Below are 24,014 nucleotides of genomic sequence, written 5' to 3' on the forward strand. Positions count from 1 at the left end.
CCCCGGGTCACTGCCGCGTTACCTTGGATCAGTCGAGTAGATCGATGGCGGTGCGCATGCGCTCGACCAGCCGAACGTAATCCTCGTTGGCTTCGGGGAAGCCCATGAAGATGACCTCCTCCCCCATTCGGTCGAGCATGGCGGGAACGCTCTCGTCCTCGGTCAGCAGCGTTTCCAGCCGGCGCGAGAACTCGGCGACGATTTCGTCGGGGGTATCGGGATGAAAGCCGATCGGGCGCGGGAAGCGCATGCCCTCAAAGTCGAAATCGGCGGCGATGGGGACATTGCCACCCAGCTGCTCCTCGACGTCCTCGGGCAGCGCAATATCGCTGGTATTCATCACCACGGTGCCGCTTTCAGGGACGATGCCGAGTGCCGTAGACGCGGTGGCCGCGAGCAGGTCGACATGACCGCCCAGAAAGTCGCTGACCGCTTCGCCGGTGGAGCTGTAGGGCACATAGACGGCCTCGAGACCGGCCTGGTCGAAGATATTGGCCACCCCGGCCAGCAGGGCGTTGGTGCCGGCGATCACCACCGGGCTATCCTCGGCGGCCGCCTTGAGCCCTTCCCAGTCCGCCAAGGGGCTGTCGTTGCTGGCAACGATCAAGGAGCGAAAGGCAGAAATATACGCGGCTGCCTTGAAGTCCAGGGGGTCGACCAGCGGGTCGTCTTCCATCAGCGCCGTCATCACCGGCGTCGGGCTGGAAAGCATGGCGGTGTAGCCATCGGCGGGCTGATCCAGAAGGTATTCCCAGGCGAGGGTGGCGCCGGCGCCGGGGCGATTCTGCAGATTCCAGCCGACGCCGAAATGCTCCTGGGCGCCGGTAGAAATGGTGCGTGCCCAGGCGTCGCTGCCTCCCCCGGCACCGAACGGGATGATGAAGTCGATATCGCGCTCGGGCCAGTTGCCGTGGCCATCGGCCTGGGCCATGGGAGAAAGCGCCAGGCCGGAGGCCGCCAGGGCGAGCAGGCCGGTGCGCAGCAGTGACGAAAAGCGCGTGGCGTAAGCAGGCATGATCTTCTCCGTTTCTTGTCGATTGGAGGGCCCTGCCGTTCGTACAGGCAAACGGCAGCGGCTGCCTGCTTCAGGCTAGTCAGCCACGCAGGGGTTGGCCAACTCTCGTCGAGTCATGCGCTATTCATCGCCTTGCCTACCTCCAGCTTCGCCCGCGCCTTTCGCGCCCACTACGGTCAGTCGCCGCGCCAGGTGCGTCAGGGGGCCTAGGTATTCATTTCTGCGCTTGAGTCACCCGCTTGGGTTCCAGATAGGCCGCGAGTCCCGCCTCGCCGAGCTCGCGGCCGATGCCGCTGCCCTTCACGCCGCCCCAGCTGGCGTGGGGCGGCGCCACCTGGTCGCAGTTGATCCAGACGTTGCCCACCTCCAGGCGCCGGGCGATGGCCTCGGCCCGGGCCGGGTCGCCGGTGACCACGCTGGCGGCCAGGCCGTAGTCGCTGTCGTTGGCCAGGGCGATGGCTTCCTCGTCGCTGGCCACCCGTCGCGCACAGAGCAGCGGCCCGAAGATCTCCTCCCGCCATAGCCGGCTGGTGGTCGGCACCTCGCGATAGAGGCGCGGGGCCACGAAGCAGCCCTGCTCGGGCAGGGCGAGCGCCGGGGTCTCGCTAGGCAGCCCCTCGGCCTCGGCCAGGGCCAGATAGCCCCGCACCCGGTCGCGCTGGGCGGCGTTGACCAGGGGGCCCATATCGGTCTCCGCGGCCAGGGGATCGCCCAGGCGCATGGCGCCCATGGCCGCGTCGATGGCCGCATAGAGGGCGTCCGCCAGGCGTTCGTGGACCAGCAACCGGCTGGTGGCCGAGCACATCTGGCCGGCGTTGTAGCAGATGCCGGCCATCACCAGGTCCCGGGCCTGGGCCAGGTCGGCGTCCTCGGTGACCAGGATCGGCGACTTGCCGCCCAGCTCCAGGGAGACCGGCCGCACCCCGCGGGCGGCGGCCCGCATCACCGCCTCGCCCACCGGGTTGCTGCCGGTGAAGGAGAGCTTGTCGACGCTCGGGTGGCGGCTCAGCGGCGCGCCGATGCCCTGGCCGTCGCCATGCAACAGGTTGACCACCCCCGGGGGCAGGCCCGCCTCCCGGACGATCTCCGCCAGGACGCGCTCCGGCAGGGGCGTGACCTCGGAGGGCTTGAACACCACCGTGCAGCCGGCGGCCAGCGCCGGGGCCAGCTTCCAGGCGCTGCTGACCAGGGGGAAATTCCAGGGGGTGATCAGCCCCACCACCCCGATGGGGTCCCAGTAGCGCCGCGCCGTCAGGCCGTCGATGCCGCTGCTGTCGCGCTGCCCCTGGCGTTCGCCCAGGGCGCGGGCCCGGGTGGCGTAGTAGCGGTAGCAGGCGATGGCGTCATCCAGGTCCTGGTGCGCCTCGGCGAGCGGCTTGCCGTTGTTGCGACTCGACAGTTCGGCCAGCGCCCTGCGGCGCCTCTCGAGCCCCGCGGCGATGGCCTCCAGGGCGTCGCCGCGGCGGGCCTCGGGGGTCGCCCGCCAGCCGGGCAGGGCCCGGCGGGCGGCGGCCACCGCCGCCTCCACGTCGGCCGGATCGCCGGCGGTCACCTCGCCGATCGCCACCTCCCGGTAGGGATCGATCAGCGGGTGGCGCGCCCTGGCTTGGCTGGCCACCCAGGCGTTGGCGATGAATTGCTCGGTCAGGACGTGCATCGGCCTCTCCTCGCTCAGCGAATGGGTAGCCAGCGGCGCCGGGTCGGGCGCATGCCGGGGAAGTTCAGCTCCACCAGGCGCAGCACCAGGGTCAACACGATGGTGGTGGCCAGGTAGATGCCGGTGATCAGCAGCAGCGGCTCGTAGACCAGGAAGGTCTCGTCACGAATGATATTGGCCGCCTGCAGCAGGTCCATCAGGGCGATGGTGGAGACCAGCGGCACCGACTTGAGCAGCAGGATCATCTCGTTGGTCAGGGTCGGCAGGCAGAGCTGGATGGCCCTTGGCAGCCACAGCCGATAGAGCACCTGGAAGCCGGAGAGGCCGAAGGCGCGGCCGGCCTCCAGCTCGCCCCGGGGCACGCTCTGCATGGCGCCGCGGATCACCTCGCCGGAGTAGGCGCCGACGCTGAGGATGAAGGTCAGGGCGCCGAAGAAGAAGGGGTCGCGCAGCAGCGGCCAGAAGACGCTGTCACGGATGCCCGGGACCCCCTCCAGCAGTCGCCCCACCCCATAGTAGAAGAAGAACAGCTGCACCAGCAGTGGGGTGCCGCGAATCACGGTGGTAAAGGCCCAGGCCAGCCAGGCCAGGGGACGGGGGCCGCGCAGTCGGGCCAGGGCCACCCCCACGGCGAGAATCAGGCCGCCCACCGCCGAGACCAGCAGCAGCCACAGGGTATTGACGAAGCCCTCCCACAGATAGGCCTGGTAGAAGGGGTCGCTCAGCCAGGAAAAGTCCATCTCAGGCCTCCGTGGGTTGGCCGCGGCGCACATGACGCTCGAGGCGGGCGAAGAGCGCCGTGGAGGTCAGGGTCATCAGCAGGTAGATGACGCCGGCGGCGGCATAGAAGAGGAAGTAGGCACGGCTGCTGGCGGCGGCCTGCTGGATGGTGAAGAACAGCTCGTTGAAGCCGATCACGCTGATCAGGGCGGTGTCCTTGATCAGGATCAGCCAGAGGTTGGACATGCCCGGCAGTGCATTGGGCAGCATCCCGGGCAGCACGATGCGGTGGAAGCGCGTCCAGCGCGAGAAGCCGTAGGCATCGGCGGCCTCCAGCTGGCCCCGGGGAATGGCCAGGATGGCGCCGCGGAACACCTCGGTCATGTAGGCCCCCTGGACGAAGGCCAGCACGCCCACGGCGGTGGCGAAGCCGGTGATCTGCACGGCGCCGGCTATGCCGAGCCGGTCCAGCAGGGCGTCCAGGGCCTGGGCGCCGGCATAGTAGAGCAGGATGATCAGCAGCAGCTCGGGCACTGCGCGGATCAGGGTGGAGTAGGCGGTGGCCAGGCCGCGCAGGGGCGCCCAGGGGCTGAGTCGGGCGCCGGCCCCCAGCAGCCCGAGCAGCAGGCCGATGGCGTAGGCCAGCACGGCGATCTGAACCGTGGTCAGGGCCCCGGCCAGGATGGGACCGGCCCAGTCGCCGAGCCCCTCCGGTGTCATCGAAGTCATGGTGGAACCTTTCCTCGGTCACGCGACGAAGTCCCCGGCGCCGCCGGCGCCGGGGGTCATGGCAGCCGTTGACGGCTCAGTCGTAGACGCAGACGTCGGTGCCCAGGAACTGCTCGGAAAGCTCGCCGCAGGTGCCGTCCTCGATCACCGCGGCGATGGCGGCGTTCAGGGCCTCGCGGAGCTCGTCGTCCTCCTGGCGCAGTCCGATGCCGATGCCTTCCCCATAGGCCTCGTGGTGGGGCGCGGTGGCCTTGATCTCGAAGTTCGCCGCCTCGTCCCGGTCGAGGAACTGCAGCATGGCGATCTCGTCGGCGAGGATCAGGTCCAGGCGCCCGGCCAGGAGGTCGTTGTTGACCTGCTCCGCCTGGTCATAGAGGCGGATATCCACGCCGCTGTCGCGCAGCTCGCGGCGGGCATAGGTGGCGTTGGTGGTGGCGCCCTGCACCCCCATGATCAGGCCGTCCAGGCCGTCGGGGATGTCCAGCGCCAGGTCGCTGGCGGCCACATAGGCGCCGGGGGTGAAGTAGTAGGGGCGGGTGAAGTCGATGACCCGCTGGCGTTGCTCGGTGATCGACATGGAGTTCATGATCATGTCGATGCGCCCGGCGTTGAGGGAGGGAATGATCCCGCTCCAGCCGGTGGGGGCGATCTCGCAGTCGCGGCCCATGGCGTCACAGATGGCCTCGGCCAGCTCCACCTCGAAGCCGGTCCAGTCGCCGCTGGCGGCGCGGTAGGTGAAGGGCGGGTAGGGCTCGCCGGAGATGCCCACCTTGAGGGGGGCGTCGGCCTGGGCGGTGAGGCTGAGGCCCAGGGTGGCGGCGGTGGCGATCATCAGGGGGAATTTCATGGTCTTCTCCTGTCGTTATGGTTGGTGGAGCGTTCAGGCCGCGGGCGCCACGAAGTGGCGGCAGCGGGGATCCTCGAAGACGGCTTGCGGGGGCCCGGAGGCGGCGATGCGCCCCTGGTCGAGATAGACCAGCTGGTCGGAGACCTCGCGGGCGAAGTGCATCTCGTGGGTGACCAGCAGCATGGTGCGACCCTCGTCGGCCAGGCCGCGGATCACCCCCAGCACCTCATTGACCCGCTCCGGGTCGAGGGCCGAGGTGGGCTCGTCGAAGAGCAGCAGGCGCGGTTCCATGGCCAGGGCGCGGGCGATGGCCACCCGCTGCTGCTGGCCGCCGGAGAGGAAGGCGGGGTAGGCGTCGCGCTTGTCGGCCATGCCGACCCGCTCCAGGTAGTGCTCACCGAGGGCGGTGGCGCGCCGGCGGGAGAGTTCCTTGACCCGCATGGGGGCCTCGATGACGTTGCCCAGCACGCTGAGGTGGGGCCAGAGGTTGAACTGCTGGAAGACCATGGCCACCTTGGCGCGCAGCCGCTGCAGCTGGCGCCGATCCAGCCCGGTGATGTCGCCCTGGGGATTGCGGGCGAAGCGAATCGCCTCATCCGCAATCGCCAGTTCGCCGCGGTTGGGGCGTTCCAGAAGGTTCATGCAGCGCAGCAGGGTGCTCTTGCCGGAGCCGCTGGCGCCGATGATGGAGGTGACGGTGCCTTCGGGGACGCTCAGGGAGACGCCCTTGAGCACCTCCAGATCGCCATAGCGCTTGATCAAGTGGTCGGCCACCACCGCATCGGCAGTGGCGGCCTGAGGACGGAGGGGGAGCTCGAGTGATGATGTCATAGGCAATCGGCCTCCGGGGCCGCGGTGGGTGGCAGGGCTTGCGGGGCGCCGGCATCGCGGGCGCGCTCCGCACAGGCCGCCAGGCGTCGACAGGCGTCGGCGAGGCGTTCGGCCTCCACGGTCAGGCTGAGGCGCACGAAGCCCGCCGCCGAGGGCCCGAAGGCCTCGCCGGAGAGCACCGAGATGCCCTCCTCGTCGAGCAGGCGGTCGGCGAAGGCCTGGGAGGAGAGACCGGTGGCGCGGATATCCACCATCAGGAACATTCCCGCCGGCGGACGGATCGCCGTGACCGCCGGGCTCTCGGCCAGGGCCGCGCAGGCGGCGTCGCGGCGGCCCCGGTAGACCTCGCGCATCGTCTGCAGCTCGACGGGCGGCGCGGTCAGGGCGTCGCAGGCGGCGTCCTGGATGAAGTCTGGGCAGCCGTAGAGCATGCACAGCGCCAGGTGAGTCAGGTGTTGGATCAGCGCCTCGGGGCCCAGCACCCAGCCCAGGCGCCAGCCGGTCATGGCGTGGGACTTGGAGAGGCTGCTGATCACCACGCAGCGCTCGGCCATCTCCGGCAGGCCGGCGGGACAGAGGTGCTCGCCCTCGAAGATCAGCTCGGCATAGACCTCGTCGGAGATCAGCCAGAGGTCGTGACGTTGGCACAGGGCGGCGATCGCCGCCCAGATCTCGGCGTCGATCAGCTGGCCGGTGGGGTTGTGGGGGCTGTTGAGCAGGATGGCCCGGGTGCGCGGGGTGATGGCCGCCTCCAGGGCCGCCGGGTCGAGGCGGAATGCCGCCTCGCCGTCCAGCGGTACCTGCACTAGCTCGGCACCGGTGGCGCGCAGCACCGCCTCGTAGGTGACATAGCTGGGCTCGGGGACCAGCACCTCGTCGCCGGGATCGAGCAGGCACTGGGCGGCGGCATAGAGGCCGCACTGGGCGCCGGCCATGACGATGACGTTGTCCGGTCCCGCGGCGATGCCTCGGCGACGGTAGTCGTCGGCGATGGCCTGGCGCAGCGCCAGCTTGCCCTGCACGTCCGAGTAGTGGGTGGCACCGCCGCGCAGGCTGGTTACGGCACTCTCGACGATGGGCGCCGGGGTGGCGAAATCCGGATCGCCCACCGAGAGCACGGTGATCTCCTCGCCGGCGGCCTGGCGGGCCAGGGCGCGGTAGTGGATATCCCAGGCCGCGGCCCCTTCGCCGGCGATGCGGTCGGTCAGTCGAGAATAGCGCATATCAGGGGTCCTTGGTCGTTGTCGTTGGGGTCGTGCTCACAGCGCCCGTGCCCAGGCGGCGGCATCGACCTCGATCAGCAGCGGCGAGGCCGCCTCGCCGAGCCGGCCCAGGGCCTCGCCCAGGGCGGCCGGATCACCCACCGCCCGGTAGCGACAGGCGTAGGCCGCGGCCAGGCTGGCGAAGTCCGGCGGCGCCAGGTCGACGCCGAGCCGGGGTACCTCGTGCATGGCCATGTAGCGGCGAATCTCGTCGTAGCCCTGGTTGTTCCAGATCACCACCGCCACCGCCTGGCTCAGGTCGCGGGCGGTGGCCAGCTCGCCGAGCACGAACTGCAGGCCGCCGTCGCCCACCAGGGCGATCACCGGCCGCTCCGGGCAGGCCAGGGCGGCGCCCAGGGCCGCCGGCAGGCCGTAGCCCAGGGTGCCGTAGCCGGTGGCGGCATTGAACCAGCGCCGCGGCGCCGGCAGCGAGGCGAGGAAGTTGCCGGCATAGACCGGCCCGGTGGAGTCGCCCACCAGGATCGCCTCGGGCAGTGCCGCCCGCAGGCTGGCATAGAGGGGCGCATAGGGGGCGAGCTCCGGGTCCGCCTCGAGGGCCAGGGCGTCGCGCACCGCCGCGGCGCGGCCATCCCCGGCGCGCGCCGGCAGGGCCTCGGCCAGGTCCTGCATCACCTGGCCCACGTCGGCCACCAGGGCCAGGTCGGCGGCCTGGTTGCGGGCCAGCTGCTGGGGGTCGATATCCACCCGGATCAGCCGCCCGTCGAGGCGGAAGCCATTGTCGAACACCAGGTCATAGTCGGTCTCGCCCAGCTCGGTGCCCAGCGCCAGCACCACATCGGCCTCGGCGGCCAGGCGGCGCGCGGCGGGCAGGCTGGCAGTGGCGCCCAGGTCCAGGGGGTGATCCTGACCCAGTACCCCCTTGGCGTTGATGGTGGTCAGCACCGGCGCCTGCAGGCGCTCCACCAGGGCGCGGGCCGCCTGGGGGGCATCGGCACAGCCGCCGCCCAGCAGCAGCAGGGGGCGCTCGGCGCCGGCCAGCCAGTCGGCGGCCTGGGCGATGGCCGCCGCCGGTGCCGCCGGCGGATAGACGCGCAGCGGGCGTGGCGCTGGGGCCTCCAGGGGGGCGGCCAGCAGGTCCAGGGGGATCTCGATATGCACCGGCCCCGGGCGTGCGCCCTGAAAGATCGTGAAGGCTCGCCCCAGCACCTCCGGCAGCGCCGCCGGATCGAGCAGGGTGTGGCTGAAGGCGCTGACGCCGGCCAGGGTCTCGCGCTGGCCGGGCAGCTCGTGGAGCCGGCCCTGGCCGCGGCCCAGGGTATCGCGACGGTTAACGCTGGAGATCACCAGCATGGGGATGGAGTCGGCCAGGGCCTGCCCCATGGCGGTGGCGATATTGGTCATGCCGGGGCCGGTAATGATAAAGCAGGCGGCGGGCTTGCCGCTGGCCCGGGCATAGCCGTCGGCCATGAAGCCGGCGCCCTGTTCGTGGCGCGGGGTGACGTGGCGGATGGTGCTGTCGCCCAGGCTACGGTAGAGCTCGATGGTATGCACCCCGGGGATCCCAAAGGCGGTATCGATCCCGTACGCCTCCAATAGCCGCAGTAGATAGCTGGCGCAGGTCTGGTTCATCGCGGGGTCTCCTCGTCGACCGGGGATACCGGGTCGGGCAGGCCACCGAAGGGCGGGCGCCCCAGGACCCGCTCCACCATGGGCAGGAAGTGCTCCAGGGGCAGGGTGTCGTAGTCGGGATCGAAGCTGGCCTGGTCCCAGTCATCGCAGAAGCGCACGGTACGCGCATAGGCCGGGTGGTCGCGATACTGTTCGCGGGCGTGGCGATCGAGGCCGAAGTAGTGGCGATAGTGGTAGCCCTGGAAGAGCTCGTGGTGACGAATCATCCAGGCATTGAGGGGGTCGATAAAGGGCTCGAGGATGGCCGCGGCGATCTCGGCGTGGTTGGCCGGGGCCAGGTCATCGCCGATATCGTGGAGCAGAGCGCAGACCACCATCTCCTCGTCGGCGCCGTCGCGCAGCGCCCGGGTGGCGGTCTGCAGGGAGTGCTCGTAGCGGTCCACCGGGTAGCCGTGGGTGTCCCCGGCCAGGTTGTGCAGGTGGGCCAGCACCCGGCGCGGCGCATCGGCCACATAGTCGCGGAAGTGGGCATCGATCAGCGCCCAGTCGTCGCGCTGGGCCTCGCCGAAGTGGCGGAAACCGGCCTGAGTCATGCGGGCTCTCCTTGGGCACGGGGCTCGGCCTGGCGGCGCAATACCCGTCGGCGGCTGGCGGTGCTGTCGCGATCCACGTAGCCCTGGCGCAGGTGGCGCACGCCGCCGGCCAGCTGGTAAGCGCGCCGGCCATGGAACAGCCGGTAGTTGTCCATGATCAGCATCTGTCCCGGCGCCAGCTTGAGATGCAGGGTCAGCTCGTCGCCGGTGATCAGCTCATAGAAGGCGCGGCGGGCGGCGTAGTAGGTGTCCAGCGTCTCGGGGGCCAGGGCCGGCACCCGCTCGGTGCGATTGGAGTAGCGCACGCGGACCGGCTCGCCCTGGCGATCCAGTTCGATCAGCGGCCCCTCGCTTTCCAGGTGGGTGGTGTCGTCCCGGTAGCGGAAGCCCGGGCGCACCCGGGTCAGGCAGTCGAAGGCCACGGGGTCGCGCTCACGCAGCCGGTGCGCCGCCATATAGCCGTCCACCAGGGTGTTGTCGCCGCCCTCGGCGGCATTGCTCAGGCAGTGCAGCCAGATATAGCCGGGGATGGGGTCCCGGTAGGGATTGTCGGTGTGCGGCTCCAGGCCTCGCTGGGTCATGGTCAGGTCGTAGGCATTGGCTACCGACTTGACGTCGGCGATGCCGCCCCAGTTGGTGCGCCGCAGCGGGCCGATGCGGTCGATCAGCGGGCGCATGCCATCCTCCTCGGCGGGGACCCCGGAGACTAGAACGAAGCCGTCCCGGTGCAGCGCCTCCAGCAGCGCCAGCAGGGCGCCGTCGTCGTTCAGGGCGGCGGCGAAGTCGGCCCGGGGGCTAGGGGCACCGGCGGCGTCCCAGAGCCGCCGGGGCGGATCGATGGGCGCCTCGAGAAGCTCCTCCAGCGTCACCTCGCAGCGGTGGCCATCGCTGAAGCGCAGTGCCAGGGCAGCGCCGGTGACGTCGGCGGTTTCGAGGCGCAGGTCCAGGGGCAGCTCGGCGGCCTCGATCAGGCGCTGGCCGGTGCGTGGGTCCCGAGTCTGGGGGGCGGGGCTGCGTTCGCGCAGCCACAGGGCGGTGAACTCCCGCGATTGGTCCCGATGGTCGAGTACCAGGCGTTGGCCCTGGGCCCGGAGCCTGACGTGAGTCATGACGGCGCCTCCAATAGGTTGGTTCACTGGTAATGATGTGAATGCTTATTACTTTATCGATGGCTTGACGCCAAAACTTGATAAAATTAGCCGTATCATTGATTTTATTGGCCATGATGGAGTCTTATCCCGACGAATGGCCCTATCCGCGTCCCGACTCGCCTCCCCTGCTGACTCCCGAGGAGGCCGAGCACACCCTGGATGTCTGGCTGGTGCCCAAGTTCTCGATGCTGACGCTGTTCTGCCTGCTGGAGCCGCTGCGGGTGGCCAATCGCTTTGGGCGCGACCTCTTCGCCTGGCGGCTGCGCTCCGCCACCGGGCAGGCGGTGGTGGCCAGCAACGGGGTGCGTATCGACGTGGATGGCCCCCTCGAGACCTTGGCCGACGATGCCGGCCTGATCGTGGTCTCCTCCTACGAAGCGGAGCTAACGGTGGGGGCGGCGGAGCGGGCCGTGCTGCGGCGCATCGCTGCTCATGGCGGCTGGTTGGGGGGCCTGGATACGGCGCCCTTTATCCTGGCCCGTTCGGGAGTGTTGGAGGGGCACCGGGTGGCCCTGCACTGGGAGAGCGTACCGGCCTTTCGCCAGGAGTTTCCCCATCTGACTATCAGCCAGGCCCGCTACGAGTTCGGTAGCGAGCGTCTGACCGGCTCCGGGGGCTCGGCCAGCATCGACATGATGCTGGACTGGATCGAGCAGGCCTATGGGCCGGCTCTGGCCAATGCGGTGGGGCGCCAGCTGGTCCACCAGCGGGCCCGGGGCGAGGCCTCCCTGGCCCAGCGTTACCTCTACGAGACGCTGCCGCGCAGCGTGGTGCGGGCCCTGGCGGTGATGGAGGCCAACCTGGCCCAGGCGTTGCCGATTCCCGAGGTGTGCCGCTTGGTGGGTCAATCCCAGCGCCAGCTGACGCGGCTATTCATGACGCATTTCGGCGAGAGCCCCAAGCAGTGCTATCTGGGACTGCGCCTTGACCAGGCACGGCGAATTTTGGCCGATAGCCGTTGCCGGGTCACCGAGGCGGCCCTGGCCGCCGGCTTTAACCAGTTGGCGCACTTCTCGCGAGCCTATCGGCGACGCTTCAACGAGGCCCCGAGTACTACCGCCGCGCGTGGCACTCTAGATCCTCCGCGTTAGCCTTAGTGTCACGCGTCGAGCCGCCGCTGGCGTCGGGCGCGCTGGATCATCCGGTAGCGGGAGCGCACTTCGTCCCGCTCCAGGTAGCAGCCCTGCAGCCAGCGCCGGCCGCCGCCCCCGGCGAAGGCGTCTCGGGCATGCAGCAGGCGGCGGTTGTCGAAGATCACCAAGTCCCCCGGGGCATAGTCGAAGCGCAGGGCGAACGCCGGCTCGTGGAGCAGGGCCTGCAGCGCCATCAGCGCCTCATAGGCGGGCTCCACCGCCTCGAAGGGCGCCTGCAGCGGGCCGCGCAGGAAGTCGGCGATACGCACCTCGGCCAGCTCGCCGCGCTCGTCCAGGCCGATCATGGGGGCATGCCAGACATGATCGGTGGTGCGGGCGGTATTGGCGAAGCACCAGCGCTGGCGGGTCAGGGTGGTGAAGGCCTCGGGATGGCGGTCGCGCAGCGCCTCGGCCACGGCGAAGCCGTCGAGCATCACCGCCTGGCCCCCCGCCACGTCGTTCTCCAGGCAGTGCAGCAGCTGCAGCCCCGGCTGGTACTCCCGGGTGGGCAGGTCCACATGGGGTGGCAGGGCGATGGAGGTATAGGCGTTGGAGTCCGGGTCGGGCTTGGCGCGCACGTCGAAGAGGGTGCCGAAGTTGGTGGCCCGCAGCGGGCCGATGCGCGCGGCGATCTCAGCCAGGGAGCCCGGCGCGGTGGGCAGGCCGCGCAGGCGCACCAGCCCCTTGCCGAGCAGGCTCTCCAGGGCCGGGGCGAGGATCGCCTCCTCGGCCTCGCTGGCCGGCTCGGCGTCGAGCAGGCCGCTGGCATCGAGGCTGTCGGGGGTCGCCTCGGGGCCGCCCGGCCAGGTCGTTACCGGCACCAGGGGGCCCTCCTGGGTGGCGCCGTTGTCGTAGTCGTGGGCGCGCAGCCAGCCGGGATGAAAGCGCAGCACGCGCGCCTCGGGGGCGAAAGTGACGCAGAGGGCGCCGGCGGCGTCCACCTCGGCGGCGGCGATCTCCGGCCAGGCGGGCAGGGTGGAGAGGTCGAGGATACGCTCCCGGGTGGCGGGATTGACGGTGCTCTCGTCGGCGGCATTCTCGCGCAGCCAGATGCCGTGGTAGCGGCTCACGCGACCGTCGCTCCAGTCCAGGGTCACCACTCGGGCGTCGTGGGTGACGGAGCGAATCTCGGCCTCGATGGGCCAGGCGTCGTAGTCCGGGGTAAGCGGCAGCGTCGGTGACGACAGCGAGTTCATGATGGCCTCTCCTGGGATGGGTCGAGCGTGGAGTCGAGAGGCCTAGCTTGCCCGTGGCGGCGCCGGTGGAAGCGGCGCCATTCGACGCCGACTATGCGCCATTCGACAGCCAGGCCCGATCCTGCTGGCGTCGCAGCTGGCTGGGGGTGAGGCCGTGGCGTTGGCGAAAGGCGCGGGTAAAGCTGGAGGCGGAGGCGAAGCCACAGGCCTGGGCGATCTCCAGCACCCGGTGGGAGGTCTCCAGCAGCAGCCCATGGGCGTGATCCAGGCGTAGCCCCAGGTAGTGATCCCGGGGCGAGCACGCCAGATAGCGCAGGAAGAGGCGCTCCAGGCCGCGCCAGGAGAGTGCCAGGCGCCGGGCCAGATCGGCGATGGCCAGGGGCGACTCCAGGTTGGCCTCCATCAGGCCGATGGCACGGCGCAGCTCCAGGGGCAGGTGGGGCGGTAGCGCGGGGCGCTGGCGGCTGGCGGGCAGGCGCCCCCGGGCATGCACCAGCTGGGCGTTGACCCGGGCCGCCAGGGCCTCGCCGTGGCGGCGTCGCACCAGATCCAGGGCCATGTCGATGGCGGCGCTGCCGCCGGCGCAGGAGAAGCCCCGGGCATCCACCTCGTAGAGGGACTCCACGGCGTCGACCCGCGGGAAGCGGCGGCGGAAGTCGGGTAGGCTCTCCCAGTGCAGGGTCACGGTCCGGTCGTCGAGCAGCCCCGCCGCGGCCAGCGCCACGCAGCCGGTGTCCATGCCGCCCAGCACGCAGCCCCGGGCCGCCCGCTCGCGCAGCCAGCCCAGCAGGGCCGGGGTCAGGGCCGCCTCGGGGGCGAAGCTGGCGCAGACCGCCAGGCTGGGGAAGTCCGGGGCCTGCGCCAGGGCCAGCTCGACCCCCAGGGACATGCCGTTGCTGGCCGTCACCGGGGCACCGTCCAGGCCGATCAGGTGCCAGCGGAACAGCTCGCGGCCCGCCATGCGGTTGGCGATCCGCAGCGGCTCGATGGCGGAGAAGAGCGCCACCATGGCGAAGCGCGGCAGCAGCAGGATACCGATGGGTTCCGGTTCGGGGCCGGCGTAGTGGAGTCGCATGTCGAGCAGGGTAGCGCACCCCCGCCGCGCAGGCAGCAGGGGTGCGGAGGCGGCTAGCGCCGGATGCCGATGGTGCGACCGGCGAGCTCCGGCCAGGCGCCCGTCTCGGCGTGGGGCAGGGCGGCCAGGGCCTCGGCCACCGGCGCCGGGAAGGCGTCAGGGCGGCCGCTCTCCTGGTTCATGCCCATCAGCATCTGCTCGCTGGTGGCCAGCAGGTTGCGCTCCGCGTCGTAGAGCTCGAAGAAGACGTGCAGCCGCTTGGCGTCGCGGTCCAGCAGGCTCACCGTCACCTCGAGCGGCTGGCCCTCGTGGGCCTCGCGGCGATAGCAGAGGTGGGTCTCCAGGGTATAGATCGTATAGCCGTGACGGCGGCGCCCCTCGGCGTCCAGGCCGATCCGGTCCATCAGCGCCTCCACCGCCAGGGAGAAGGCCCTGGCGTACTCGGCGTCGTTCATATGGCCGTTGTAGTCGACCCACTCCGGGGCTACCCGAGTCTCCAGAATTACCATCAGATGCGTCCCTCCAGGCCTTCCGCTTCCGGCCAGTATTTCTGCACCAGGTCCAGCAGTTCAACCAGGAAGTCGTCCCGGCGACGGTCGAGTTCGCTGACGGACCGGCCGGCGGCCTGGTGGTCGCAGCCCTCCACCACCTTGTCGATCAGCTCCTCGGTGAGCTCGGGGGCCTCGAGCTTGGTCCAGGGGAGCTTCAGGGCGGGGCCAAACTGCTCCAGCATATGGCGCATGCCCGACTCGCCGCCGGCCAGGTGGAAGGTGAGGAAGGTGCCCATCAGCGACCAGCGCAGGCCGCAGCCGTAGACCACCGCGGCGTCCACCTCCTCGGTGGTGGCCACGCCGTCGTTGACCAGGTGCAGGGCCTCGCGCCACAGCGCCTCCATCAGCCGGTCGGCGATATGCCCCTCGATCTCGCGGCGCACCACCAGGGGGCGCATCTCGAGGGCCTGGTAGAGCCCCCGGGCCCGCTCGGTCTGCTCAACGGCCGTGGCCTCGCCGCCGACCAGCTCCACCAGGGGCAGCAGGTAGACCGGGTTGAAGGGGTGGGCGACGATCACCCGCCCCGGCGCCTTGGTGCAGTCCCGCTGCAGGTCGCTGGGCTTAAAGCCGGACGTCGACGAACCGATGATCACCGCCGGTGCTGCCGCGGCGTCCAGGGCGGCAAGGATCTCGCGCTTGAGGTCCAGCCGCTCCGGGACGTTCTCCTGGATCAGGTCGGCGCCGGCCACGGCAGCCTCGAGGCTGTCGACGAAGGTGAGCCGCGCGGGGCTGGCGCTCTCCGCCAGGCCCAGGCGCTCCAGAGACGGCCAGGCGTTGTCGACGAAGGCGCGGGTGCGCGCCGGTGCCTCCGGGGCCGGGTCGAAGGCCACCACGTCCCAGCCTCGGGCCAGGGCCCGGGCGATCCAGCCGTTGCCGATCACCCCGGTGCCGATCACAGAGAGCTTGCGGCTCATGCCTCACCTCCGGCGACTTTCTCCAGGATCCGGCCGGTACGCGGGTCGCGCAGCCCCAGGTGGGCGCGGGTCTCGGCGGGGGTCATCACCCGGGCGCCGAGGTTCTCGATCAGGCCGGCGGCGTGCTCCACCAGCTGGGCGTTGGTGGCCAGGACGCCCTTCTTCAGATAGAGGTTGTCCTCCAGGCCGACCCGGGCATGGCCGCCCAGCAGCACCGCCTGGGCGGCCATGGGCATCTGGTGGCGACCGATGCCGAAGGCCGCCCAGTTGGCGTTCGTCGGCAGCTTGTTGCGCATGGCCAGCAGGGTCTCGGTGTCCGCCTCGGCGCCCCAGGGAATGCCCAGGCAGAGCTGGTAGAGCGGGTCGCCGTCGATCAGGCCCTCCTGCTGCAACTGGCGGGCGAACCACACATGGCCGAGGTCGAAGCACTCCAGCTCCGGCTTGACGCCGGCGGCCTGCACCAGGCGGGCATGCTCGCGCAGCCAGTCGGCGGGGTTCACGTAGACCATGTCGCCGAAGTTGAGGCTGCCGCAGTCCAGGGTGCAGAGCTCGGGCAAGAGCTCCCCCACGGGTTCGTGGCGCTCGGCCGGGGTCTGGATATCGGTGCCCGGGCCGCCGCGGGTGGGGTCCTCGGCGTCGGGGATCCAGTCGCCGCCGCCGCCGGCGGTGATGTTCATGACGATATCCGCGTCCGCCTCGCGCACGCGCTCCATCACCTCGCGGAAGTGGTCGAGGGAGTGGCTGACGGCGCCGGTCTCGGGGTCTCGCACGTGGATATGTGCCACGCTGGCCCCGGCCTTGGCGGCGGCGATGCAGTCGTCGGCAATCTGCTTCGGCGTGACCGGCACATGGGGGCTCTTGGCAGTGGTGTCGCCGGCGCCGGTAACGGCGCAGGTGAGGATGACATTGCGGTTCATGTTCGGCTCCTGTCGTTCAAGGGCGTGACGTCAGGAGCAGTGTGGGGGAGAGGCAGCGGCGACAGTTGGCGACAGGCGACGTCGTGTCGTCGTGAGGCGACGTGTCCCACTACCTCTGCCCGGCGGTGTAGGGCTGTTGGGGCTTGGTCACGGCCGGTGGTCGTCCGGGTTCCGGTTGCGTGCACCCGGTGTGGCTTGGGGCGGCTCATTCAGGGGGTCGGGCCCCTGGGTCCGGTGCCGCTGGGGGCGGTTTAGCCCGCCCCGACCGTGGGGGCTGAATCCCCCACGGCCGCCGCCGGTAAACATGCGGTAGAGCCGCATCAGGCGGCGCATACGCAGCAGGGTGAAGAGCAGTCGCATCATGGTTCTTTGCCTCCGGCAGTGGGGATCAGGGGGGGACGCGCTCTGGTTTCGGATCGGTCACCAGGCGGTCCCTGAGCATATAGCAGTGAGCCTCGCCCAGATCGCCGGCATCCTCAAGGGGCAGCTCGCCATCGGGCAGTGCGTACGCCAGTGACGCTGACCACATTGTCCGCAGGGCGGTGAAAGAGTACCCCTTGTGTGATCTCCAGCTGTTCGCCGTCGTCGATGTAGTGCGAGCCGACTTCAACATGCTTTCTGTGGTAGGGGCCCCGGGAGCTCGATGGGGTATGCTGGCGGTCTGGAATCAAACCTTCGAGCGGTAATCCGATGTCAGCCGTAACCCTCAATCGCTCCTCACAAGGCGAGCCCCTCTCCGTGGGCTTTGTCCTGCTGCACCGTTTTACGCTGCTGCCCTTTGCCGCCTTCGTCGACTGCCTGCGCCTGGCCGCCGACGAGGGCGACCGCAGCCGCCAGCTGCGCTGCCACTGGACCTTCATGACCAGCGTCGGCCAGGAGGCCCACTCCAGCTGCGGCGCCACCGTCTCCCCCTGCCAGAGCTATCGAAACCCCACAGCGTTCGACTATATCGTGGTGATCGGCGGGGTGCAGGACGAGCGGGATCGGCCCGACACCGCCGCTCTGGCCTACCTGCGCCAGGCGGCGAGTGCCGGGGTGCCGCTGGTGGGGCTCTGCACCGGTGTCTTCGCCCTGATCCAGGCGGGGGTGATGAAGGAGCGTCGCTGCTGCGTCAGCTGGTATCACCATCGCGACATGGTGCAGCGCTTCCCCACCATCCAGCCGGTGGCCGACCGCCTGTTCGTCGACGACGGCGACCGACTCACCTGTGCCGGCGGGGCGGCGGCGGCCGACCTGGCGGCCTATCTGGTCGAGCGCCACCTGGGCAAGGCCTGGGCGATGAAGAGCCTGAACATCATGCTGCTCGACGAGGCGCGGACGGGGGGCCACCCCCAGCCCCAGCCGGTGGTCTTCGGCAAGATCGAGGATCGCCTGGTGCGCCGCGCCATCACCGTGCTGGAGCAGCATCTGGGGGAGGCGATCTCGATGGAGGCGCTGGCGGAGCGGGTCGGTACCTCGCGCCGCAACCTGGAGCGCCGCTTTCGCGAGACCCTGGGGGTGGGGCCCCAGAAGTTCGCCCGAGACCTACGCCTGCGTTACGGGGTGTGGCTGCTCCACTACACCGGCAAGAGCATCACCGAGATCGGCGAGCGCTGCGGCTTCGCCGATACCGCCCACTTCTCACGCCACTTCCGCAGCGCCTTCGGCATGACGCCGTCGGAGATGCGCAAGCGTGTCGCCGAGCCGGGCGGCGACCGGGTCGACCCCTTCTTCCTGCATGTCGAGAGCCTGCCGGGGCAGTGAGCGCTATGCGCCCGGCTTGGCGCCCGAGGCCGCTTCCCTCAGCCGCTTGGCCAGCCGCTGGGCGGCGCGCCGGGCCAGGGGCGTCAGCTCGGGGGTCTCCTCCGCCAGGCTGGCAATCAGGCGCTGCTTCATCGGCCTGGCCCAGAAGGTCTCCAGGTGGTGGCAGATGGCCGCCACGGCCTGGGCCTCGTCGCGGCCGCCGCCCAGGTTGGCGGCGATCTGGTTGGCCATGCGGATCAGGTGCGCGTGGTGGTGCAGTGACATCGTCGATTCCTCAGCCATGGGCCCGGGCCGCCACGGGGGCGGCGGGGCGATGATAGATCAGGTGGCGGCCCGGTCGGGCGAAGCCCACCAGCAGCAGGTCGGCCGCCCGGGCCTGCTCCACCGCCAGCGCCGTGGCCGCCGAGACGGCCACCAGGGCGCCGATGCCGGCGCTGGCGCTCTTGTGCACCATCTCGTAGCTGGCGCGGCTGGAGACCAGCGCGAAGCCGTCCGGCGCGGGCCCGCCGCGGCGGGCCAGGGCGCCGATCAGCTTGTCCAGGGCGTTGTGGCGCCCCACGTCCTCGCGCACCAACTGGATCTCCCCCCGGCCGTCGCACCAGGCGGCGCCGTGGGTCGCGCCGGTGACGGCCTGCAGGGCCTGGTGCTCGGCCAGCTGCGCCAGGGCGCGCTGGATGGCGGCATCATTCAGTGATGGCGCCGTGACCCGGGGGATCGGGCGAATCGCCTGTTCCAGGGCCTCGGTGCCGCACAGGCCGCAGCCGGTGCGCCCGGCCAGGCTGCGGCGTCGGGCCTTGAGGGCCGCCAGCCGCTGGCTGCTGATGGTCAGTTGCACCGCCAGGCCATGGGCCTCCTCGCAAACCTCCAGGTCGTAGCACTCGTGGGGATGCGCCAGGATCCCCTCGGAGAGGCTGAAGCCCAGGGCGAACTCCTCCAGGTCGGCGGGCGTGGCCATCATCACCGCGTGGGAGATGCCGTTGTAGATCAGGGCCACCGGGACCTCCAGGGCCAGGAGGTCCTGCTGGACGTCGGTGTACCAGCCGTTGCTGCCCCGCTGGACCTCCACCGGGTGGCGCGCCACGGCGGTGACGGCGCCCGTCGGGAGGGTATCGCCGCCGCTCATGGCGCGGACTCCCGCTGCGCCGCCCCGGCCAGGTGGTCGCGCTGGGCCCGGTCGAAGGCCGCGAAGCGCTGCTGCCAGGCGGAGGGCTGGCTGACCCTCTCCACCTGCACCGCCGTGACCTTGTACTCCGGGCAGTTGGTGGCCCAGTCGGAGTTGTCGGTGGTGATGACGTTGGCGCCGCTGCCCGGGTGGTGGAAGGTGGTATAGACCACCCCCGGCTGCATGCGCTCGCTGAGCCGGGCGCGCAGCACCGTCTGGCCGGCACGGCTGGTGATGCCCAGCCAGTCGCCGTCGCGGATGCCGCGCAGCTCGGCGTCGGCGGGGTGCAGCTCCAGCACGTCCTCGTCGTGCCATACCTGGTTGTCGGTGCGCCGGGTCTGGGCGCCGACGTTGTACTGGGAGAGGATGCGCCCGGTGGTCAGCAGCAGCGGGAAGCGGCGGCTGGTGCGCTCCTCGGTGGCCACGTACTCGGTGATGGCGAAGCGGCCGCGGCCGATGGGGAAGTCGTCCTCGTGCAGGGTCGGCATGCCCAGCGGGTGCTCGGTGTTGCAGGGCCACTGCAGGCTGCCGCGCTCGTCGAGCTTGGCGTAGCTGACCCCGGCGAAGCTCGGCGTCAGCCGGGCGATCTCGTCCATGATCTCCGACGGATGGGCATAGTCCATGGGGTAGCCCAGCGCCCGGGCCAGTTCCTGGGTCACCTCCCAGTCGGCCTTGCCGGCCAGCGGCGGCATCACCCGGCGCACCCGGTTGATGCGCCGCTCGGCGTTGGTGAAGGTGCCGTCCTTCTCCAGGAAGCTCGAGCCCGGCAGTAGCACATGGGCGTACTTGGCGGTCTCGTTGAGGAAGATGTCCTGGACGATCAGGCACTCCAGGGCGGAGAGCGCCGCCTCCACGTGCTGGGTGTTGGGGTCGGACTGGGCGATGTCCTCGCCCTGCACGTAGAGCGCCTTGAAGCTGCCCTCGATGGCGGCGTCGAACATGTTGGGGATGCGCAGCCCCGGCTCGTCGTCCAGGGGCACGCCCCAGGCGGCCTCGAAGCGCCCGCGGGCGACGGGGTCGGCCACGTGCTGGTAGCCCGGCAGCTCGTGGGGGAAGGAGCCCATGTCGCAGGCGCCCTGGACGTTGTTCTGGCCGCGCAGCGGGTTCACCCCCACGCCCTCGCGGCCGAGGTTGCCGGTGGCCATGGCCAGGTTGGCGATGCCCATCACCATGGTGGAGCCCTGGCTGTGTTCGGTGACCCCCAGGCCGTAGTAGATGGCGCCGTTACCGGCGCTGGCGTAGGTGCGCGCGGCCCGGCGCACCGCCTCGGCGGGCACCCCGGTGATCCCCTCGGTCGCCTCGGGGGAGTGGCGTTCTTCAGAGATGAAGTTGCGCCAGGCCCGGTAGGCCGCGGTGTCGCAGCGGGCCGCGATAAAGTCCTGATCCTCCAGGCCTTCGGTGACGATGACGTGCCCCAGGGCATTGATCAGCGCCACATTGGTGCCCGGGCGCAGCGGCAGATGCTGGGCGTCCGCCAGGTGAGGGGTCTTGAGCAGGTCGATGCGCCGCGGGTCGGCGACGATCAGGCTGGCGCCCTGGCGCAGCCGCTTGCGCATCAGCGAGCCGAACACCGGGTGGGCGTCGGTGGGGTTGGCGCCGATCACCAGGATGGCGTCGGCCTGCATCACCGAGTCGAAGGTCTGGGTGCCGGCGGACTCGCCCAGGGTGGTCTTGAGGCCGTAGCCGGTGGGAGAGTGGCAGACCCGGGCGCAGGTATCGGTGTTGTTGCTGCCGAAGGCGGCGCGCACCAGCTTCTGCACCAGGTAGGTCTCCTCGTTGGTGCAGCGCGAGGAGGTGATGCCGCCGATGCTCTCGCGGCCGTGCTCGGCCTGGATCGCCTGGAGGCGTGCCGCGGCGAAGGCGATCGCCTCCTCCCAGCTCACCTCCCGCCAGGGCTGGTCGATGGCGTCGCGGATCCTCGGCGCGGTGAGTCGGTCCGGGTGGGTGGCGTAGCCGAAGGCGAAGCGCCCCTTGACGCAGGAGTGGCCGTGGTTGGCGTCGCCGCCCTTGTAGGGCACCATGCGCACTAGCTGGTCGCCCTTCATCTGGGCCTCGAAGGAGCAGCCCACCCCGCAGTAGGCGCAGGTGGTGATCACGCTGTGCTCCGGCTGGCCGGCGTCGATGACGCTCTTCTCCATCAGGGTGGCGGTGGGGCAGGCCTGGACGCAGGCGCCGCAGGAGACGCAGTCGGAGTCCATAAAGGCCTCGCCCTGGCCCGCCGTAACCTTGGAGTCGAAGCCGCGGCCGTCGAGGGTCAGGGCATAGGTGCCCTGGACCTCGTCGCAGGCGCGCACGCAGCGCGAGCAGACGATGCACTTGCTGGGGTCGAAGCTGAAGTAGGGGTTGGATTCGTCCTTGGCCGCCTGCAGGTGGTTCTCGCCCTCGAAGCCGTAGCGCACCTGGCGCAGCCCCACGGCGCCGGCCATGTCCTGCAGCTCGCAGTCGCCGTTGGCCGGGCAGGTGAGGCAGTCCAGGGGGTGGTCGGAGATGTAGAGCTCCATGACGTTGCGGCGCAGCCGGGCCAGGCGCTTGTTCTGGGTGGTGACCTGCATGCCCTCGGTCACCGGCGTGGTGCAGGCGGCGGGGGTGCCGCGCCGGCCCTCCACCTGGACGGCGCACAGCCGGCAGGAGCCGAAGGCCTCCAGGCTGTCGGTGGCGCATAGCTTGGGGATATTGATATCGGCCAGGGCCGCGGCGCGCAGCACCGAGGTGCCCTCGGGCACGCGGATCGCCACGCCGTCGATGGTCAAGCTGACCGGGGCGGCACCCGCCGCGGGGGCAGCGCCTGCGGCTCGGGTTGGGCAAGGAGTGCCGAGGTCCTTGGCATGCTGTCGGGGGTCGAAATGCTCGATCATGGTCAGGCTCCCTCCGCCGGTCGCCGGAAGTCATCGGGGAAATGGGTCAGGGCGCTGCGCACCGGGAAGGGGGTCATGCCGCCCATGGCGCACAAGGAGCCATCCTCCAGGGTGTCGCAGAGATCCCGGAGCAGGTCGAGGTTGGCTTCGCGGTCGCGGCCGGCGCGAATGCGATCGATCACCTCCACGCCGCGGGTCGAGCCGATGCGGCAGGGGGTGCACTTGCCGCAGGACTCCACCTTGCAGAACTCCATGGAGAAGCGGGCCTGCTCCGCCATGTCGACGCTGTCGTCGAACATCACCACCCCGCCGTGGCCGACCCCTGCGCCCACTTCGGCGAAGGCCTCGTAGTCCAGCGGCAGGTCCCACTGGCTTTCCGGCAGATAGGCGCACAGGGGGCCGCCCACCTGGACGGCGCGCAGCGGCCGCCCGCTGGCGGTGCCGCCGCCGAAGGCTTCCATCAGGTCGCGCAGGCTGGCGCCGAAGGCCAGCTCCACCAGGCCGCCGCGGCGGACATTACCGGCCAGCTGCAGCGCCAGGGTGCCCCGGGAGCGGCCCATGCCGACCTCGGCATAGGCCGCGGCCCCCTCGGCGAGGATGAAGGGCACGGCGGCCAGGGAGAGGACGTTGTTGACCACGGTGGGGCGCCCGAAGAGGCCCTCGATGGCCGGCAGCGGGGGCTTGGCTCGCACCAGGCCGCGCTTGCCCTCCAGGCTCTCCAGCAGCGAGGTCTCCTCGCCGCAGATATAGGCGCCGGCACCCAGGCGCACCTCCAGCTGGAAGGCGCGGCCGCTGCCGAGGATGTCCTCGCCCAGGTAGCCGTCGGCCTCGGCGCGGGCGATGGCCGCGTCGAGGATCGTCTTGGCCAGCGGGTACTCGGAGCGCAGGTAGATATAGCCCTGGGTGGCGCCCACGGCGAGGCCGGCGATGGTCATGCCCTCGATCAGCAGGTAGGGGTCGCACTCCATCACCAGGCGATCGGCGAAGGTGCCGGAGTCGCCCTCGTCGGCGTTGCAGACGATGTACTTCCGGTCCGCCGCGGTGTCGAGCACCGTCTGCCACTTGATGCCGGTGGGGAAGGCGGCGCCGCCGCGGCCGCGCAGCCCCGAGGCCTTGACCTCCTCGACGATGTCCTGGGGGGGCGGGTCAGGGCCAGCTCCAGGCCGCGGAAGCCGTCGTGGGCCAGGTAGTCAGCGATGGAGAGCGGGTCGGTGAGGCCGATCCGGGCGAAGGTGAAACGCTGCTGGCGGGCGAACCAGGGCAGCGCCTCGGTGGGGCCCAGGGCCAGGGGATGGGCGGTATCGCCCGCGAGAAGAGCTCCATCGAGCAGGCCGGCGTCGAGCAGGCCGGGGATATCCTCGGCGGCCACCGGCCCGAAGCCCAGGCGACCGTTGGCCGTTTCCACCTCCACCAGGGGCTCCAGCCAGGCGGCGCCGCGGGAGCCGTTGCGCACCAGGGTGAGGGCCAGGCCGCGGGCGCGGGCCTCCCGCTCCAGGCGGGCGGCCACCGCGTCGGCGCCCAGGGAGAGGGCGGTGGTATCGCGGGGGACGAAGACGCGCACGCTCATGCGATCACCTCCAGGGGGCGGGTCTGCAGTTCGTCGACCAGGGCGTCGAAGCGCTCGGGGGTGACCCGGCCCAGCACCCGATCGTCCACCCGCACGGCGGGGCCGCAGGCGCAGTTGCCCAGGCAGTAGACCGCCTCCAGGGTGATCTCCCGGTCGGCGGTGGTGGCGTGGTAGTCGATGCCCAGGCGCGCCCGGGCGTGGGCCTCCAGGGCCCGGCCGCCCACCGCCTGGCAGGCCTCGGCGCGACAGAGCTGCACCACATGCCGCCCGGGGGGCGTGGTGCGAAAGTGATGGTAGAAGCCGATCACCCCGTGCACCTCGGCGCGGGTCTGGTTCAGGGCCTCGGCGATGATCGGCACCGCCGCCTCGGGAATGAAGCCGAAGCGATCCTGAATGGCGTGGAGGATGGGCAGCAGGGCCCCCGGCTTGTGCTTGAGGGCGTCGATCTCCGCCTGGATCGACTGCGGCGTCCACTCTCGAGACTCGCTCATCGCGCTCCCCTTCCT

General features: G+C 70.7%; 22 protein-coding genes and 1 pseudogene. 2 read left to right on the forward strand and 21 right to left on the reverse strand.

The genetic code is table 11. The features are described from left to right. Positions 1 to 28: 28 nt before the first annotated feature. The 10 genes from ACZIYR_RS01055 to tmpA all read right to left on the reverse strand — a co-directional run bounded on the left by ACZIYR_RS01055 (position 29) and on the right by tmpA (position 10,353). Positions 29 to 1,015, reverse strand: coding sequence for a tripartite tricarboxylate transporter substrate-binding protein (locus ACZIYR_RS01055; protein ID WP_483527916.1), 987 nt, complete (start codon positions 1,013 to 1,015; stop codon positions 29 to 31). Between the two features lie 214 nt (positions 1,016 to 1,229). Beyond that, positions 1,230 to 2,672: an aldehyde dehydrogenase family protein gene (locus tag ACZIYR_RS01060; RefSeq protein WP_483527917.1), complete on the reverse strand. Its 1,443-nt coding sequence runs from the start codon at positions 2,670 to 2,672 to the stop codon at positions 1,230 to 1,232. A gap of 14 nt (positions 2,673 to 2,686) precedes the next feature. After that, positions 2,687 to 3,412, reverse strand: a complete 726-nt coding sequence (locus ACZIYR_RS01065) for an ABC transporter permease (protein WP_483527918.1) — start codon at positions 3,410 to 3,412, stop codon at positions 2,687 to 2,689. Position 3,413: 1 nt separating this feature from the next. Continuing rightward, a complete protein-coding gene (locus tag ACZIYR_RS01070; RefSeq protein WP_483527919.1) occupies positions 3,414 to 4,121 on the reverse strand; it encodes an ABC transporter permease in 708 nt (235 codons plus the stop codon). Between the two features lie 76 nt (positions 4,122 to 4,197). Next, positions 4,198 to 4,968 (reverse strand): transporter substrate-binding domain-containing protein, encoded by a 771-nt coding sequence (locus ACZIYR_RS01075; protein ID WP_483527920.1) that lies wholly within the window; start codon positions 4,966 to 4,968, stop codon positions 4,198 to 4,200. 33 nt (positions 4,969 to 5,001) lie between these two features. Continuing rightward, positions 5,002 to 5,799, reverse strand: a complete 798-nt coding sequence (locus ACZIYR_RS01080; RefSeq protein WP_483527921.1) for an ATP-binding cassette domain-containing protein — start codon at positions 5,797 to 5,799, stop codon at positions 5,002 to 5,004. Further along, positions 5,796 to 7,022, reverse strand: coding sequence for a pyridoxal phosphate-dependent aminotransferase (locus ACZIYR_RS01085; protein WP_483527922.1), 1,227 nt, complete (start codon positions 7,020 to 7,022; stop codon positions 5,796 to 5,798). Before ACZIYR_RS01085 ends, ACZIYR_RS01080 begins: the two co-directional genes overlap by 4 nt. A gap of 36 nt (positions 7,023 to 7,058) precedes the next feature. Beyond that, positions 7,059 to 8,651: a 5-guanidino-2-oxopentanoate decarboxylase gene (locus ACZIYR_RS01090; RefSeq protein ID WP_483527923.1), complete on the reverse strand. Its 1,593-nt coding sequence runs from the start codon at positions 8,649 to 8,651 to the stop codon at positions 7,059 to 7,061. Then, positions 8,648 to 9,244, reverse strand: coding sequence for an HD domain-containing protein (locus ACZIYR_RS01095; RefSeq protein WP_483527924.1), 597 nt, complete (start codon positions 9,242 to 9,244; stop codon positions 8,648 to 8,650). Before ACZIYR_RS01095 ends, ACZIYR_RS01090 begins: the two co-directional genes overlap by 4 nt. Further along, entirely contained in the window at positions 9,241 to 10,353 is a 1,113-nt protein-coding gene (tmpA, locus tag ACZIYR_RS01100; RefSeq protein WP_483527925.1) for a 2-trimethylaminoethylphosphonate dioxygenase, read from the reverse strand. Before tmpA ends, ACZIYR_RS01095 begins: the two co-directional genes overlap by 4 nt. Positions 10,354 to 10,466: 113 nt before the next feature. Between tmpA and ACZIYR_RS01105 the strand changes: the two genes are divergently transcribed. Continuing rightward, a complete protein-coding gene (locus ACZIYR_RS01105) occupies positions 10,467 to 11,486 on the forward strand; it encodes a GlxA family transcriptional regulator (protein ID WP_483527926.1) in 1,020 nt (339 codons plus the stop codon). An 8-nt stretch (positions 11,487 to 11,494) separates the two neighbouring features. Here the strand turns inward: ACZIYR_RS01105 and ACZIYR_RS01110 are convergent, their stop codons facing one another. The 6 genes from ACZIYR_RS01110 to ACZIYR_RS01135 all read right to left on the reverse strand — a co-directional run bounded on the left by ACZIYR_RS01110 (position 11,495) and on the right by ACZIYR_RS01135 (position 16,544). Continuing rightward, a complete protein-coding gene (locus ACZIYR_RS01110; protein WP_483527927.1) occupies positions 11,495 to 12,724 on the reverse strand; it encodes a TauD/TfdA family dioxygenase in 1,230 nt (409 codons plus the stop codon). A 91-nt stretch (positions 12,725 to 12,815) separates the two neighbouring features. Beyond that, the gene (locus tag ACZIYR_RS01115; RefSeq protein ID WP_483527928.1) at positions 12,816 to 13,799 is read right to left on the reverse strand and encodes a GlxA family transcriptional regulator; all 984 of its coding nucleotides are present in this window, start codon (positions 13,797 to 13,799) and stop codon (positions 12,816 to 12,818) included. 53 nt (positions 13,800 to 13,852) lie between these two features. After that, complete coding sequence (locus tag ACZIYR_RS01120) at positions 13,853 to 14,308, reverse strand: thioesterase family protein (protein WP_483527929.1); 456 nt, start codon at positions 14,306 to 14,308, stop codon at positions 13,853 to 13,855. Then, on the reverse strand, positions 14,308 to 15,264 hold the full coding sequence (locus tag ACZIYR_RS01125) for an L-carnitine dehydrogenase (RefSeq protein ID WP_473032057.1): 957 nt from the start codon (positions 15,262 to 15,264) through the stop codon (positions 14,308 to 14,310). Before ACZIYR_RS01125 ends, ACZIYR_RS01120 begins: the two co-directional genes overlap by 1 nt. Then, positions 15,261 to 16,181, reverse strand: coding sequence for a beta-keto acid cleavage family enzyme (locus tag ACZIYR_RS01130; protein ID WP_483527930.1), 921 nt, complete (start codon positions 16,179 to 16,181; stop codon positions 15,261 to 15,263). The genes ACZIYR_RS01125 and ACZIYR_RS01130 overlap by 4 nt, the downstream gene beginning before the upstream one ends. 147 nt (positions 16,182 to 16,328) lie before the next feature. Beyond that, positions 16,329 to 16,544: a hypothetical protein gene (locus ACZIYR_RS01135; protein WP_483527931.1), complete on the reverse strand. Its 216-nt coding sequence runs from the start codon at positions 16,542 to 16,544 to the stop codon at positions 16,329 to 16,331. A gap of 327 nt (positions 16,545 to 16,871) precedes the next feature. On the opposite strand from ACZIYR_RS01135, the gene ACZIYR_RS01140 reads away from it, so the two are divergent. Continuing rightward, a complete protein-coding gene (locus ACZIYR_RS01140) occupies positions 16,872 to 17,924 on the forward strand; it encodes a GlxA family transcriptional regulator (RefSeq protein ID WP_483527932.1) in 1,053 nt (350 codons plus the stop codon). 3 nt (positions 17,925 to 17,927) lie between these two features. Here ACZIYR_RS01140 and ACZIYR_RS01145 read toward each other — a convergent pair whose 3' ends face one another. The 5 genes and pseudogenes from ACZIYR_RS01145 to ACZIYR_RS01165 all read right to left on the reverse strand — a co-directional run bounded on the left by ACZIYR_RS01145 (position 17,928) and on the right by ACZIYR_RS01165 (position 23,999). Continuing rightward, entirely contained in the window at positions 17,928 to 18,188 is a 261-nt protein-coding gene (locus ACZIYR_RS01145) for a formate dehydrogenase subunit delta (RefSeq protein WP_483527933.1), read from the reverse strand. 10 nt (positions 18,189 to 18,198) lie between these two features. Next, on the reverse strand, positions 18,199 to 19,047 hold the full coding sequence (fdhD, locus tag ACZIYR_RS01150; RefSeq protein WP_483527934.1) for a formate dehydrogenase accessory sulfurtransferase FdhD: 849 nt from the start codon (positions 19,045 to 19,047) through the stop codon (positions 18,199 to 18,201). Next, entirely contained in the window at positions 19,044 to 21,941 is a 2,898-nt protein-coding gene (gene fdhF / locus ACZIYR_RS01155; RefSeq protein ID WP_483527935.1) for a formate dehydrogenase subunit alpha, read from the reverse strand. The genes fdhD and fdhF overlap by 4 nt, the downstream gene beginning before the upstream one ends. 2 nt (positions 21,942 to 21,943) lie before the next feature. Then, positions 21,944 to 23,508 (reverse strand): annotated as a pseudogene (locus ACZIYR_RS01160) (formate dehydrogenase beta subunit). Beyond that, entirely contained in the window at positions 23,505 to 23,999 is a 495-nt protein-coding gene (locus ACZIYR_RS01165; protein ID WP_473032068.1) for a formate dehydrogenase subunit gamma, read from the reverse strand. Before ACZIYR_RS01165 ends, ACZIYR_RS01160 begins: the two are co-directional and overlap by 4 nt. Between the last annotated feature and the right edge of the window lie 15 nt (positions 24,000 to 24,014).

This window comes from Billgrantia sp. NRB1 (assembly GCF_056921725.1).